Below are 14,789 nucleotides of genomic sequence, written 5' to 3'. Positions count from 1 at the left end.
GACTCACCGGACAGTGTGCCACGGACGTAAGTAAGTGCTTTCGGCCGGGTTCGGGTCAGTCCAGGGAGATCGTCTGATGCGGGGCGTGCCTTGCGCGCGCGCCCTTCACATAGGAGAGACCTTCTCTCTCCTGCGCCCCCTTGACGTCCACGCCGTCCCCCGCGGCGAGGAAGTACCAGTGACGGTTCGGGGCGCGCCACCACAGCGCCGTACGGCCGTCCGTGCAGTCCCGCGCGACGTGCGTGCCCCCTTCCGCGGTCAGGACGCCCTCGTGGTGGACCTTGCCTTGCGCGTCCGTGAAGACGCGGCAGACGAGCCTGCCCGCTCCGCCCTTCCCCGGTAGAGAACCCTTCCAGAGGAGCCTTTCGTCGGGTGCCGGCACCGTCTCCCGGACCGGCGCGGCCACCGTCTCCTTCCCGGCAGGAGCCACCGCGTGGTCCACGCCCGCCGCGGAGATCAGGCCCTCCTCCTCGGCGGCGAGGGCGCCGCCGGCCGCGAACGTCACCAGCAGCGCCACCGCCACCGGCACCCGGGAGCGGCGGGGCCTGCGGGCGCCCACCGGGCCGGGCGTCACCACGTTCAGCTCGGGCATCTCCGCGACCCGCTCCAGCAGGCCCTGGACGTCGGGGACGGCGAGGTCGACCAGGACGTCGCGGACGGTGTACCGGCGCATGCCGACCACCCGGCACAGCACGTAGGCGACCCGTTCCTCCGGGCGCAGCGCCGCCAGCGCCGGATTGTCCGGCACGTGCGCGGGCAGGCCGCGCAGCCAGGGCATGAGCCGCCAGCGCAGCCGCCGCGGCGGCCGCATCGACTGGCGCAGCACCGCGCGCCGGGCGTCGGCGTAGGCGCCGCCCCCAATCGGACGGTGCGGCAGCGCCCGATCCACGATCCTGCGCGCGAGGGCGAGGCGGACATCGCCCGTCCGCTCGCCCGGCAGCACCAGGTAGGACAGCCTGACCAGCTCGCGGTACCGCCTGTCGACGCCGAAGTCCGGCATGGGTGGGAAACCTCTCTGACCCGGAGACTGGAAACGGATCAGAGGCTAGGAACGGGACCGGGCGACCACCCGGATGTTGGTGCTTCATTTACCGCATCGCGGACGATACCTGGCCTTTCCCGGGACGATGTCGCCCGATAGCACGACAACAGGGAGTGAAAAGGTTTTACGATTGCCGCATGGAGTGGCTGGAGCTCGTCTTGAGGTTGCGCCGCTGGACCGACAACGGAACCCGCGACCCGCACAAGGCCCTCCTCCTCCTTTACGCCATCGGCCAACTCCAGCGCGTCGGCCACAAGAACATCCGGTACCGGGACGCCGAATCCGTGCTGGAGGGCATGCTCAAGGAATTCGGGCCGCCCCGCCCCGCCGGGGCCTCCTACCCCTTCCACCACCTGGCCTCCGACGGGCTGTGGGAGGTCGCCACCGCGTCCGGCGGAGCCAGCCCGTCCGCCGACAGGGCCGTCATGCTCAGCGAGGACGTGCACGGAAGGCTCGCCCCCGCCTTCGCCCGCGACCTCCTCACCGAACCGGCGCTCCTCGCCCAGCTCGTCAGGCTGCTCCTCGACACCAACTTCGAAAGCGGCCTGCACGCCGACGTCTGCGCCGCGGCCGGGCTCATGCCGGAGCTCGCCCACACCGCGGCCGTCGCCGCCTACGGCAAGGGCGACCTCCCGCGCACCGAACGCGACCCCATCCTGCGCCAGAAGATCCTCCTCGCCTACGACTGCCGCTGCGCCTTCTGCGGCTTCGAGGGCTGGATCGGCACGACGGTCATCGGCCTTGAGGCGGCCCGCCTGCGCTGGTGGGCCTTCGACGGCCAGGACGACCCGACCAACTGCCTGTGCCTGTGCACGCTCCACCACAAACTGCTCGACAAGGGCGTCCTCGGGCTCACCCCGCTCGGCAAGATCATGGTCTCCCGCCAGTTCGTCGGCACCACCGAGACCTCCCGTCGTCTGGTCACCGAGCTGGCAGGGCGCCCCTTCCAGCCCCCGCAGCCCGGGTTCGCCGGACCCGACACCCGCAACATCGCCTGGCACGGCAGGCAGGTCTTCCGCGGCCCGGCCCTCGCCTGACCGCCTACGGTCCGAATCCCGCGGACACGGAACACCCCCACCGCTCCGGGCGTCATACCCTGGGCGCACTCCGAAGGGCGGATATATCAGGTGAAGTTCAGCGACTTGTGGGACACGCAGGCCGTTCCCGAACTATGGATCACCGGACTGGCGACCCTCGCCGCGCTGGTCCTCGTCGGCTACGGGCCCGCCTGGCGGATCTCCCGCAACGTGGTGACCATCGCGCACGAAGGCGGGCACGCGATCGTCGCGCTGATCTTCGGCCGCAAACTCGACGGCATCCGCCTGCACTCCGACACCTCCGGCGTCACCGTGTCGCGCGGCAGACCCGACGGCGCGGGCATGGTCTTCACCGCGCTCGCCGGCTACACCGCGCCGTCCCTGCTCGGGCTCCTGTTCGCCTGGCTCCTCGGCATCGGCCGCATCACCCTCATGCTCTGGCTCTCCCTCCTGCTGCTCGTCGGCATGCTGGTGATGATCCGCAACGTGTTCGGCGTCGTGTCCGTCGTCACCACCGGCGCCGTCGTCTTCGCCGTCTCCTGGTTCGGATCGGCCGCCATCCAGGGCGCGTTCGCCGCCTTCGGCGCCGCCTTCCTCCTGCTGGCCGGGCTCCGGCCCGTCATCGAACTCCAGCGGCTGCGCGCCCGCCGCCAGGCCCCCAGCTCCGACGCCGACCAGCTCGCCCACCTCACCGGTGTCCCGGGGGCCGTCTGGGTGGGCGTCTTCGGCCTCGTCGCGCTGGCGTCCCTCGCTCTGGGCGGCTGGCTCCTCCTGCCCTCGGAGTGGACCGTCCCGTTCACCTCCTGACCGCGGCTCAGCCCGTGGCGTCGGGCTCCGGGGGCGTGGGGTCGGGGTCCTCCGGCTGCGGCGCGGGTGGGTCGGCGGGCTGGGACGCGTCCGCGTTCGGCGGTGGGTCGTCGGCGGGTTGCTCCTCGGCCGGATCCGGGTCGTCCGGGGCGACGGACTGGGCTTCGGAAGGGTCGGGGATCGCCGTCGTCTGGGTGGTGCCGTCCTCTTCTTCCGGGGTCGCGGGTGCCGGGTCTACGGGGGTCTCGGCGGGGGCATCGGAAGGCTCCGCTCCGTCCGGGCCGGTCGGGCCGGTCTGCGACGGGTCCGAAGCGGGCGGGGCGGGCGGCTCCGCGGCGGCGGCCGGGGGCACGGGCTCGGGCGCGCCGTCGGCCTCGCCGCCGGTCCCGACGGGGCGGTCGAAGGCCTCGTCCTCGGCGGTGTCCACGAGGGTCAGCTCCTCGATCTCCGCGTCGGGCGCGCTGACGACCGTCACCTTGTCGGGAGAGAACTGTGGCCACGAGGCTCCGGTGAATTCACCCTCCGGGGCGCCTTCCTCCGGTGCCGAGAGCGGATTCCCGCAATTGCACTTCACCACCGGAACACCACGCGAGTCCACCATCACCGCAATTCCCGCCTGAAGCACCGCGGCCATCTTCGTGGCCTTTCCGTCACGGTAGCCGTGGTTCGTCACCAGCGTGTCGGCGCGCAGCAGGACCGGCGTGAGGCCGTCGACGAACTCCGCGATCCCCTCCGGGGAGATGCCTTGCGACGCCGCCCACGCCCCCGCCTTGGCCTGGTCGCCTTCCAGGAAGTCCACCAGCGCGTCCTTGTCGCACACCGCGTCCTGCCTGCTCCCGCCGTACAGGCCCGGCTCGTCACCGGGCTTCGCTCCCCCGGCCGACGCCAGCCTTCCCACGTCGCCCTGGTCCGTGCCCGCCACGACGGTGTAGGCGTCCGGTCCCGGATCGCCCACCGCCAGGCGGGTGATGACCGTCCCCGCGCCCGCGCACCCCGTCGCCCCCGCCGCGAGCAGGAGAACGAGAAAGAGCACGACCCTCATTCCTGTCCTCATCCCGACCCCCGTCTGGATTTCGGTAAGTTCTTCGTCTTTGATGTCTCATAGAAGTGAGAAATGCACAATTCCAGCGCATGGCCGGGGAGGGACGATTTCATGCGCGCGCTCCGACCGGGGGACCCGGAACGGCTCGGCGGGCACACACTGCTCGGCCGGATCGGGGAGGGCGGCCAGGGCACGGTGTACCTCGGCCGCGGACCGCACGGCGACGTCGCGGTGAAGCTGCTGCACGCCCAACTCAGCGACGACGCCATGGCCCGCTCCCGCTTCGCCCGCGAACTCGACGCCGTGCGGCGCATCGCCGGATTCTGCACCGCCCGGGTGTACGCCGCCGACGTCGACGGGGACCGGCCCTACATCGTCAGCGAGTACGTGTCGGGGCCGTCGCTGCGCGACCTCGTCGCCGCCGAGGGGCCGCGAACCGAGGGCGCCCTGATGCGCCTTGCCGTCGGCACCGCCACCGCGCTCGCCGCGATCCACGGCGCGGGGGTCGTGCACCGCGACTTCAAGCCGGCGAACGTCCTCATGGCCCACGACGGCCCCCGCGTGATCGACTTCGGCATCGCGCGCGCCCTGGACAACGCGGGCATGCGTACGATGACGGGCCAGATCGTCGGCACGCCCGCCTACATGGCGCCCGAGCAGTTCTCCGGGTCGGCCGTAGGCCCCGCCGCCGACCTCTTCGCCTGGGCGCACACCCTCGTCTTCGCCGCCACGGGCCGCGGCGCCTTCGGCGCCGGCACTCTCACCTCCCTCATCGACGCCATCCGCACCGCAGCCCCCGATCTGGAAGGCCTCCCCCCAGAACTCGTCCCCCTCCTCCTCTCCTGCCTCGCCAAAGCCCCCTCCGCCCGCCCCTCCTCCCAAGACGCCCTCTGGACCCTCCTGACCCTCACCACCCCCACTTCCTCCGAGCACCCGCGCACCCCACCGCCTCTCCCAAGCCGCTCCCCCGGCACCGCGGACCGGAGCGGCCGTCCCGCACCCGAGCACCCGCGCACCCCACCGATCCTCCCGAACGCTCCCACCTCCCACCCGGACCCGGGCCTCGGCCAGACCGCCCGCCCGGACACCGACCGCGACCCCCCGGACCGACCGAACCCGCCCCCGAACAGCCCAGGCGATCCCCCCGGCGTCTCCCCGGCCCTGCCGACCGCCGCAGGGCGCCCCGCGAACCCGCCTGCGGCATTCCCCGCCCTGAGCGCCCCGCAAGACACGAGGCGCGAACGCCTCCGACCGTCGAACGCGCCGAGCACCGATCGGGACGAGGGGCGTGCGCCCAACGACCGGGACGACGCAAGGCGTCCGGTGGGCTCAGGGCGGCCGGTGGGCTCGGTGCGGCGGGGACGGCCGCCCGGCCCGGTCTCTCCCATGGGGACGACCCAGGACCTCGGCGAGCCGCGCGGCTTCGCCCGGCGGCTCGATGACCCGCAGGGGGAACCGGAGCCGGAAGCGAGCCGGCCGCCCTTGCGGCGGACATGGCCGCTCGTGCTCGGTCTGCTCCTCGTCACCGTGGTCTCGCTGGTCGACATGGCGTCGCTGTCGGTCCTGGCCGGCGGTCCCGTCGCGGCGATCGAACAGCGATGGGCGCTCGTGCTGGCCACCGCCTACACGTCCCTGGCCGTCATCACCCTCTTCGGGGTCGTGGCGGCGTGGCGCGGCTACCGGTCGGGGGTGTGGACCGTCATCGCCGTCCGCCTCGTCCGCGCCGGAACGTGGGTCGCGGCGCTCGGCCAAGTACCCCCGCACGACCTCACCCTGGTGCTCCAGACCGTCTCGCCCGCGCTCGTGGTCTCCCTTCTCCTCTCCGGGCTCTACCTCGGCCGCGACCGCTCCCCGCGCCGCTGAAGGGGCCGGTGCGCCGCCCCTTCAGACGGGCGCCGTCCGCGGATCCGGAAGGTCGTGCGACGCGCAGCGCACGGCGGTGCCGTCCACGTGGTCGACCTCCAGGGTCGTGTGGGTGATGCCGTAGGCGTCGCGCAGGAGCAGGCGCACCTGCCTGCGCACCTCGTGGCAGTCGCCCCCAGCCGCCGCGAGGATGTGCGCGGACAGCGTCGGATGGCCCGACGTCACCTCCCACACGTGCAGCGCGTCGATCCCCTCGACCTGTGGCACCGAGAGCACCAGCGCGCCGATCTCGGCGGCGTCCATGCCGTAGGGGGCGGCCTGAAGCAGCACCCGCCCGGCGTCGCGCACCAGCCCCGTGCCCGCCCGCACCATGAGGACCGCGACGACGAGGGAGGCGACGGCGTCGGCGCGGTTCCAGCCCGTCGCCATCACGACGCCGCCCGCGACCGCCGTCGCCACGAACGCCAGCAGATCGCTGAGAATGTGCTGGTACGCCCCTTCCACATGGAGTTTCGACCGGTCGGCGCGCCGCAGCAGCCACGTCGCGGCGAGGTTCACCGCGATGCCCGCCAGCGCCGTCACCACGACGAACCCGCCCTCGACCGGATGCGGCGTGATGACCCGGGCCACCCCCTCGACCGCGAAGTACGCGGCGAGCAGCAGCAAGGTGAGCCCGTTGAGCTGCGCGGAGAGGATCTCCACGCGTTTCAGCCCGTACGTGAAACGACCCGTGGGCGGCCGCGCCGCGATCCGCATCGCGAGCAGCGCGACGCCCACCGCGAACGCGTCCGTCAACATGTGCCCCGCGTCGGTGAGCAGCGCCAGCGACCCCGCCGCCACCCCCATGACCACCTCAGCGGACATGAACACGACGATCAAGGCGAGCGCCCCCCGCAGAAACCGCCGATCCCCGTCCACCCCCAACCCATGCCCGTGCCCATGGCCATGGCCGTGTCCGTGTCCGTGTCCGTGTCCATGCCCGCCGCCGTGCCGCCGCCCACCTCCACGCCCGCGCCGACCCACCCGTCCACCCGCATCCACCCGCTCCCCACCACGCCCAGCGACTCCTCCGCGCGGCTCCCCACCCCCGCTCCCGTCCCCGCACCCCCGCGCCCGTTCGCACCTGCCCGCCCGTTCGCACCCGGCCACGCACTCACACCCGTCCACCTGTTCATGCGCTCCCGCGCGTTCCTTCCTTTCCGCGCCTTCACACCCGTCCACGCGTCCGAGCCCGTCCGCATGTCCACCCCCGGTCACGCGTCCGAGCCCTTCTGCGTGTTCACGACGCTCCACGCGCTCTCGCCCGCCCACGCGTTCACCGCCTTCCGCGTGTCCGGCCCCGCGCGCGGCGGCGTGTCCGTGCTGGTCCGCGCGCTCCTCGTCGGGCCCGCGTCGGCCGACGCGGTCGCGCGCGTCGGCGTGCTCGGGCCGATCGGCGCGTTCGTGCCCGCGCTCGTTTCGGCCCCGCTTCTCGTGTTCGTGCTCGGCCCCCGCGCCCATCCGACCGCACCCCCCTGACCGGCCACCCTAGCCCGGTGCGAGCCCGCCGACCTGGGATTTCGCGCCGTGCGCGCCCGTCGCGGGCGCCCTCGCCGGCACTTTGGCGCATCTCGCGGATCGGCGTCGGACCGGCCTGTGGACAACCCGATTCTGTCGGTGGCGGACGCTAGATTCGACAATGTGATCGAATGAAACCGGTCGGCTCGCCGCGTACGCGGGGGATCGGCCGAAGCGGAGGGAGGTGCGGACGTGGACGAGCGGCGGGAAGGGCAGGCAGGTCCGGAGAGCGGCGGCCCCGGCGTCCGGTGGGGCCGCGAGCAGGTGCTGGCGCTCGCGCCGGACGCCGCCTCGCGCAAGGCCGCGGGTGTCGTGGCCGGGCGCCCCGAAGGCAAGTCGGGCGCGGACGGCGCTCTGGTGTGGGCGGAAGGCAGGTACGCCACGGCCGTGGAGCTGGCCGGCCCGGCGTTCCGATGCTCGTGCCCGAGCCGCAAGATCCCCTGCAAGCACGCGCTCGGCCTGCTGCTGCGCTGGAGCGAGGGCCGGGTGCCCGATGCGCGGGAGCGTCCGGAGTGGGCCGCCGAATGGGCCGCCGCCCGCCGAGATCGCGCGGCCGCCGCCTCGGCCGCGCCGTCCGAGGCCGCCGCGCCGGGCTCCGCGAGCGCCGGCGCCACCGCGCGCCGCCGCGCCGAACGGGTCGACGACGGCGTGGCCGAGTTCGGCCGCTGGCTGCGCGACCAGGTGTCCCGCGGGCTGGCCGGAGCCGAACGCGCGCCATACACGCTGTGGGACGAGGCGGCCCGCCGCCTCGTCGACGCGCAGGCGGGCGCGCTGGCCGGGCGGGTTAAGGAGCTCGCGGCGATCCCCCGCGGCGGCGAGCACTGGCCGGAGCGCCTTCTGGAGGAGTACGGCCTGCTGCACCTCCTGGTCCGCGCGCACATGAAGGGCGCGGCCCTCGCAGACGGCCTGCACGAGACGGTTCGCACCCGGATCGGTTTCCCGACGCCGCGCGAGGAGGTCCTCGCGGGCCCGCACGTCCGCGACTCCTGGCAGGTGCTCGGCTCGCGCGAGACCATGGCCGAGGCGCTGACGACCCGCCGCACCTGGCTGCGCGGCCGGGCCACCCGCAGGCCCGCGCTGCTGCTCGCCTTCGCTCCGCCCGGACGCTCCCTGGAACCCGCTCTCCCGCCCGGTACCGAGGTCGAGGCCTCTCTCGCCTTCCATCCCGCGGCCCAGCCGCTGCGCGCCCTGATCGTCGAACGGCACTCCGCGCCCGAGCCGTCGCCTCCGGAAGGCGGCAGCGTCATGGCCCTGCTCGAGGAATACGCCACGGCCCTGGCCCGTGATCCTTGGCTGGACCACTGGCCCGCCTGCCTCTCCGGCGTGCGCCTCGCCCACTCCGACCCCCTCCAGGTCGTCGACGCCGCAGGCCACGCCCTCCCTCTCCGCACCTCCGACCCCTGGCATCTCCTGGCCCTCTCCGGCGGCTCCCCTTTCACCCTCACCGCCGAATGGACCCCCACCGGCCTGCACCCCCTCACCGCCCACCACCCAGAAGAAGGCCTCCTCACCCTCCCCTGACCCCTTCTCCTCCACGAAAGGCCCCCATGTCGACCGCCCCGCGCCCTTCCCCCCGGCCCCGGCCCGCCCGCGCGCTCGCCGCACGGCCCCGCAACGAACACGGCACACCGGTCAGCCGCCACGCCCCAACATCACGCACGCGCACAGCGCAGTCCCGGTGGAGGAGGTGCTCGGTGGCCGGGAGGGAAGCAGCGGCCGGGAGGGATTCGGTGGATGAAGGATTCCGGATCGGGGCGGGGCGAGAGGTCTCGCGAAGGCGTGGAGGAGGTGCGCGGTGGACGGAGGTGAATCGGTGAGTGCGGGCGTGTCCTGGCCCGAGGTGTGGCAGGAGCATGTGGCGGTGGCGCTGCTCGGGACTCGGCGGCGGGGCGTGCCCGAGCTGGCGGAGGCGGCGCTCGCCGAGGAGGATCCGGCGGCGCGGCTGCTCGACCAGGCGGGGCTGCTCGCGGTGGGGCGGCGCGCGGGGGTGAAGCCTGGCGCGGCCGAGGCCGTCGCGCCCGCGCCCGCCGAGGACGCGCCACCGGTGCCGCCGGCGGCCCGGGACGGGCTCGCGGCACTCCTCGAAGGCGAGCGGGTGCGGCTGCTGCCCGAATGGCTGGCCGCCGTCGCCGACCTCGGGTACCGGGTGCCTGCGCGCCATCTGCCGGAGCTCCTCGACCGGGGCCGCGCCGACCGCGCGCTCAGGCCGCTGATCGCGCGCGCGGCGGGGCGGCGCGGCGCCTGGCTCGCGCTGCGGAACTCCGACTGGGCGTACCTGCTCACCGAGTCGGGGGCCGCGGCCGAACCCGTCGCGGACTGGTCGCGCGGCTCCCGGGGGCAGCGGGTCGCCGCGCTCACCGCGGCCCGCAGGGCCGATCCCGCCGAGGCGCGGGAACTGCTCCTGCGCACCTGGTCGCGGGAGTCCGCGCCCGACCGGGCCGCGTTCCTGGCGACCTTCGCCCACGGCCTGTCGCCGGACGACGAGGAGTTCCTGGAACGTGCCCTGGACGACCGCGGCAAGGACGTCCGCCGCGGCGCCGCCGATCTGCTGGCCCTCCTGCCGGACACCGCGTACGCCCGGCGGATGGCCGACCGGGCGCGGTCCCTCATCCGCCTGTCGGGCACCCCCGCGCGACGGCACCTCGCCGTGACGCTGCCGGCCGAGCACGACGACACGATGGCGCGCGACGGCATCCCGTTCCATCCGGCCGGATCGTTCGACCCGGCCGCCGCCCGCACCGGGGTCCGCGCCGCGTGGCTCCGCGAGATCCTCTCGCGCGCGCCGCTCGGCACCTGGCCGGACCATCTCGGGATGAGTCCGCAGCAGGCCGTCGGGCTCCCGGTCGCCGACGACTTCGCCCGCGACGTCCACCTCGGGTGGTGCCGGGCCGCGCTCCGCCAAGGCTCCGCGCCGTGGGCGCGCGCCCTCCTACGGGAGGGATTCATCATCGACGAGGCCGAGTCGCCGACAGGGCTGCTCGCTCTCCTCCCCGAGGAGGACAGGGCAAGCGAGGCCGCCGCCCTCCTCGCCGCGGCCGAGGACCACGCGCACCGGCTCCGCCTGCTCGCCCACATCCCCGGCCCCTGGACGGGCCCGCTCACCGACGCCGTCCTCACCGCCCTGTCCGACACCCTCACCGACCCCGACGCCCCGCGCGTCACCGCCCAGCTGTGCCGCCTCGCCGACGAGCGCCTCTCCCCCGACGCGGCCCCACGCGTCCAGGCCCTGGCGGCGGCCCATCCCACCTGGCCCCTCGCCGAACTCGCCGACACCCTCCTCTTCCGCCGCCGCATGCTCCACGACCTCGCCCCACCCGAAGAGAGCCCCTCATGACCGCGGCCCGCACATGCCCGCCGCCCGCCCTCCGGCCTTTCCCCGCGCGCGCCGGTTCTGGCCGAGGTGAGACCCACCGAGCGTGCCGGGGGATGTCAGAGGGGTGTGATGGGGTGTCGTTCAAGTGCGCGGCGGGTTCGGGTTCGGGTCGGTTCATCGGGTGGAGTGAAGGAGGAGAGCGTCTTGGGTGAGGTGCTGAGGCCGCATGCGGAGCAGGAGTACGCGGCGGAGCTGGCCAGGCTGGCGGAGGTCGACGAGCGGGTGAGGCCGCCCGGGTGGCGGCTGTCGCCGTGGGCGGTGACGGAGTACCTGATGGGGGGCGAACTGGCGGACGGCACGGTGATCACGCCCAAGTACGTCGGGCCGCGCAGGCTCATGGAGGTCGCCGTCGCGACCCTGGCGACCGACCGGGCGCTGCTGCTGCTCGGGGTGCCGGGCACCGCCAAGACGTGGGTGTCGGAGCATCTGGCGGCGGCGATCAGCGGCGATTCGACGCTGCTGGTGCAGGGCACCGCGGGCACCGCCGAGGAGGCCGTGCGCTACGGGTGGAACTACGCACGGCTGCTCGCCGAGGGTCCGTCGCCGGAGGCGCTCGTGGAGAGCCCGGTGATGCGCGCGATGCGGCTCGGTTCGGTGGCCCGGATCGAGGAGCTGACGCGCATCCCGTCGGACGTGCAGGACGCGCTCATCACGATCCTGTCGGAGAAGACGCTGCCGGTGCCGGAACTGAACACCGAGGTCCAGGCGCGGCGCGGCTTCACCGTGATCGCCACCGCCAACGACCGGGACCGCGGCGTGAACGAGCTGTCCAGCGCGCTGCGCCGCCGCTTCAACACCGTGGTGCTGCCGGTGCCGGGCTCCGCCGAGGAGGAGGTGGAGATCGTCGCGCGCCGGGTGGCGCAGCTCGGCCGCGCGCTGGAGCTGCCCGAGGCCGCGACGGGGCTCGCCGAGATCCGCAGGGTCGTCACGGTGTTCCGCGAGCTGCGCAGCGGGCTCACCGAGGACGGCAGGACGAAGGTCAAGACGCCGAGCGGCACCCTCAGCACCGCCGAGGCCATCTCGGTGATCACCGGCGGGCTGGCCCTGGCCGCGCACTTCGGCGACGGCGAGCTGCGCGCCGGCGACGTCGCGGCGGGGGTCCGCGGGGCGGTCGTCCAGGACGCGGTGTCCGACCGGGTCGTCTGGCAGGAGTACGTCGAGACCGTCGTGCGGGAGCGACCAGAGTGGGCGGACTTCTACCGGGCCTGCCGCGAAGCCCCGGCCTGACGCCGCCCCGCTCCCCCTTCCTTCCCCTCGCCTCCTTCCGGGAGTCCCCATGACCGTCGAGGTCTACGGCATCCGCCACCACGGCCCTGGCTCAGCGCGCGCGCTGGACGAGGCCCTCGCCGCCCAGCGGCCCGACATCGTGCTCGTCGAGGGTCCGCCCGAGGCCGACGCGCTGGTGCCGCTGGCCGCCGACCCCGGCATGGTCCCGCCCGTCGCGCTGCTCGCCTACACCGCCGACGCCTCCCCCACCCGCGCCGCCTTCTGGCCGTTCGCCGCGTTCAGCCCGGAATGGCGGGCCCTGCGGCACGCCCTGACCCACGGCGTCCCCGCCCGATTCATCGACCTCCCCGCCGCCCACACCCTCGCCGCCCCGGCCCCTTCCGAAGACACCCCTCAACCCACCCCGGCCGACATCACCCAGAACGAGCGAGGAGGCAACACCCAGGTAGAGCCAGAGGACGACTCACAAGGCCAACCGGAAGGCGGCACCCAAAACGGGCCGGGAGGCGACTCCCAGGACAAAACGGGAGGCAACGCGCAGAGCCCGCCAGGAGACGGCGCCCAAGGCGAACCGGGAGTCGACGCGCAGAGACTGCCGGGAAGTCGAGTCCAAGCCGGACCGAGTGGCGACGCCCAGGGCACGCCGGGAGGTGACGCGCAGAGACTGTCAGGAGACGGAGCCCAAGGAGGATGGGGAGACGGCTTCCAGAGCGACCCTGGAGGGGGTCCCCCCCAGGATGGGACGGGAGGCGACGCGCGGAGCATGCCGCGAAGTGGACCGCGTGGCGGTGCGCAGGGCGGACCGGACGGGGGCGCGCCAGGCGGGTCGGGCGCATCCGGGGCGGAGGCGGGGCGGACCGGGAGCGGGGGTGGGGGCGAGGGGTGGCGGGAGCGGGTCAGGGCGGACCCGCTCGGGGTTCTGGCCGAGGCGGCGGGTTATGAGGACGCCGAGCGGTGGTGGGATGACGTGATCGAGCTGCGGGGCGGGTCGGACAGGTTCGCCGCGGTCGCCGAGGCGATGTGCGCGCTCCGCGAAGGCGACGACTCGGCTTTCACGCCCAGGGAGGAGCGGCGGGAGGCGGCGATGCGGCAGGCGATCCGCAAGGCGCTCAAGGAAGGGCACTCCAACATCGCCGTGGTGTGCGGCGCGTGGCATGTGCCGGCCTTGGTCGACGAGGCGCGCGCCAGGATCACGGCGAGCCGGGACGCCGCCGCGCTCAGGGGCCTGCCCAAGGCGAAGGTCGCGATGACCTGGGTGCCTTGGACGCACGGGCGGCTCACCCGCGAGTCCGGTTACGGCGCGGGGGTCTCCTCGCCCGGCTGGTACGGGCATCTGTTCGAGGTGCCCGACAGGCCGGTCGAGCGGTGGCTCACCGCGGCGGCGAGGGTGCTGCGCGAGGAGGGGCTGCCCGCTTCGTCCGGGCATGTGATCGAGGCGGTGCGGCTCGCCGAGTCCCTCGCGGTCCTGCGCGGAAGGCCGCTGCCGGGCCTGGAGGAGCTGACGGAGGCGGTCCGGGCGGTGCTCTGCGAGGGGGCCGACCTGCCCGTCGCCCTGGTGGAGCGCCTCCTGGTCGTCGGCGAGCGGCTCGGGGCGGTGCCGTCGGGCACCCCGATGGTGCCGCTCCAGCGCGATCTTGCGGCGGAGCAGCGGCGGCTGCGGCTCAAGCCGTCGGCCGAGGCCAAGGAGCAGACCCTCGATCTGCGCACGGGGCTCGACCTCGGGCGCAGCCGGCTGCTGCACCGGCTGCGCCTGCTGGACGTCGGCTGGGGCGAGCCCGCGGGGACCGAACGCGGCAAGGGCACCTTCAAGGAGACGTGGACGCTGCGCTGGCAGCCGGAGTTCGACGTCCGGCTGATCGAGGCGGGCGCGCTCGGAACGAGCGTGGAGGAGGCGGCGACGGCCCGCGTCACCGCCGCCGTGATGACGCCTGCGACGCCCGATCTGCCCGAGTTGACGGCGCTCGCGGAACGCTGCCTGCTCGCCGACCTCGCCGACGCGCTCCCGGACGTCATGCACGCGCTCGCCGACCGCGCCGCGGCAGACCACGACGCGACCCGCCTGATGGCCGCACTGCCCCCGCTCGTGCGGTCGCTGCGCTACGGCGACGTGCGCGGTACCCCCACGGGCCCGCTGCGCGCGGTGGTGGACGGCCTCGTCGTCCGGTTCTGCCTGGGGCTGCCCGCGGCAGTCTCCGCGCTGGACGACGACGCGGCGGCCGAGGCGCTGCGGCTCGTGGGAACCGTGCACGAGGCGCTCGGGCTGCTGGACGATCCGGCCCACACCGGGCGCTGGCTGAGAACGCTGTCCTCCCTCGCCGAGGCCCCGTCCGTGCACGGGCTCCTCGCGGGCCGGTTCACCCGGCTCCTCCTCGACGCGGGCGAACTCGCCGACCTGGCCGACCGCATGTCCCGGGCCGTCTCGGCGGCCGCGCCGACCGAGCGCGCCGCCGCCTGGATCGAGGGATTCCTGTCCGACGGCGCGCTCGTCCTCCTGCACGACGAGAGCCTGCTGTCCCTGCTGGACTCCTGGCTCGCCGCGCTGCCCGCCTCGGCCTTCGACGCCGCCCTCCCCCTGCTGCGCCGCACCTTCGCCGGCTTCTCCACGGCCGAGCGCCGCGCCTTGGCCACCGCCGTCCGCCGCCCCGCCGCCAAACGCACCCGCGCCGCTCCCGACCTCGACCGCCCCCGAGCCGCCCCCGCCATCGCCACGGTCCTCTCCTTCCTCGACCTGCGCACCCCCGACCCGACCCGAAAGGCGCAGACGTGAACGACCTCGCGACACCGCCACAACCCCCACAGGGCGCGAACACCCTCCCCGCACCCAAGCGCACCCGCACAGGC

Annotated in this window: 11 protein-coding genes; 8 read left to right on the top strand and 3 right to left on the bottom strand. The window is 74.4% G+C overall.

Going from position 1 to position 14,789, the window contains the following annotated elements:
• Positions 1-55: 55 nt before the first annotated feature.
• Entirely contained in the window at positions 56-1,000 is a 945-nt protein-coding gene (locus tag ACYVOM_RS39375) for a hypothetical protein (protein ID WP_460308724.1), read from the bottom strand.
• 179 nt (positions 1,001-1,179) lie between these two features.
• Between ACYVOM_RS39375 and ACYVOM_RS39370 the strand changes: the two genes are divergently transcribed.
• Both ACYVOM_RS39370 and ACYVOM_RS39365 read left to right on the top strand, forming a co-directional pair.
• The gene (locus ACYVOM_RS39370; protein WP_460308723.1) at positions 1,180-2,079 is read left to right on the top strand and encodes a phosphorothioated DNA-binding restriction endonuclease; all 900 of its coding nucleotides are present in this window, start codon (positions 1,180-1,182) and stop codon (positions 2,077-2,079) included.
• A gap of 81 nt (positions 2,080-2,160) precedes the next feature.
• Entirely contained in the window at positions 2,161-2,886 is a 726-nt protein-coding gene (locus ACYVOM_RS39365) for a M50 family metallopeptidase (protein ID WP_460308909.1), read from the top strand.
• Between the two features lie 7 nt (positions 2,887-2,893).
• On the opposite strand, the gene ACYVOM_RS39360 is transcribed toward ACYVOM_RS39365, so the two are convergent.
• Complete coding sequence (locus ACYVOM_RS39360; protein WP_460308722.1) at positions 2,894-3,919, bottom strand: DUF6777 domain-containing protein; 1,026 nt, start codon at positions 3,917-3,919, stop codon at positions 2,894-2,896.
• Between the two features lie 120 nt (positions 3,920-4,039).
• On the opposite strand from ACYVOM_RS39360, the gene ACYVOM_RS39355 reads away from it, so the two are divergent.
• Positions 4,040-5,791 (top strand): serine/threonine-protein kinase, encoded by a 1,752-nt coding sequence (locus tag ACYVOM_RS39355; protein WP_460308721.1) that lies wholly within the window; start codon positions 4,040-4,042, stop codon positions 5,789-5,791.
• A 21-nt stretch (positions 5,792-5,812) separates the two neighbouring features.
• Here the strand turns inward: ACYVOM_RS39355 and ACYVOM_RS39350 are convergent, their stop codons facing one another.
• Positions 5,813-6,709, bottom strand: coding sequence for a cation diffusion facilitator family transporter (locus ACYVOM_RS39350; RefSeq protein WP_460308720.1), 897 nt, complete (start codon positions 6,707-6,709; stop codon positions 5,813-5,815).
• Positions 6,710-6,718: 9 nt separating this feature from the next.
• Between ACYVOM_RS39350 and ACYVOM_RS39345 the strand changes: the two genes are divergently transcribed.
• From ACYVOM_RS39345 to ACYVOM_RS39325, 5 genes are all read left to right on the top strand, one after another.
• A complete protein-coding gene (locus ACYVOM_RS39345) occupies positions 6,719-7,309 on the top strand; it encodes a hypothetical protein (RefSeq protein WP_460308719.1) in 591 nt (196 codons plus the stop codon).
• 231 nt (positions 7,310-7,540) lie between these two features.
• Positions 7,541-8,869, top strand: a complete 1,329-nt coding sequence (locus tag ACYVOM_RS39340) for an SWIM zinc finger family protein (protein ID WP_460308718.1) — start codon at positions 7,541-7,543, stop codon at positions 8,867-8,869.
• Positions 8,870-9,143: 274 nt separating this feature from the next.
• Positions 9,144-10,682, top strand: a complete 1,539-nt coding sequence (locus ACYVOM_RS39335) for a DUF5691 domain-containing protein (RefSeq protein WP_460308717.1) — start codon at positions 9,144-9,146, stop codon at positions 10,680-10,682.
• A gap of 183 nt (positions 10,683-10,865) precedes the next feature.
• On the top strand, positions 10,866-11,948 hold the full coding sequence (locus ACYVOM_RS39330) for an ATP-binding protein (RefSeq protein WP_460308716.1): 1,083 nt from the start codon (positions 10,866-10,868) through the stop codon (positions 11,946-11,948).
• Between the two features lie 49 nt (positions 11,949-11,997).
• The gene (locus ACYVOM_RS39325; protein ID WP_460308715.1) at positions 11,998-14,715 is read left to right on the top strand and encodes a DUF5682 family protein; all 2,718 of its coding nucleotides are present in this window, start codon (positions 11,998-12,000) and stop codon (positions 14,713-14,715) included.
• Positions 14,716-14,789 lie beyond the last annotated feature (74 nt).

The sequence above is a fragment of the Actinocorallia aurea genome, assembly GCF_054783995.1.
This window is presented reverse-complemented; position numbering and strand designations above follow the sequence as displayed.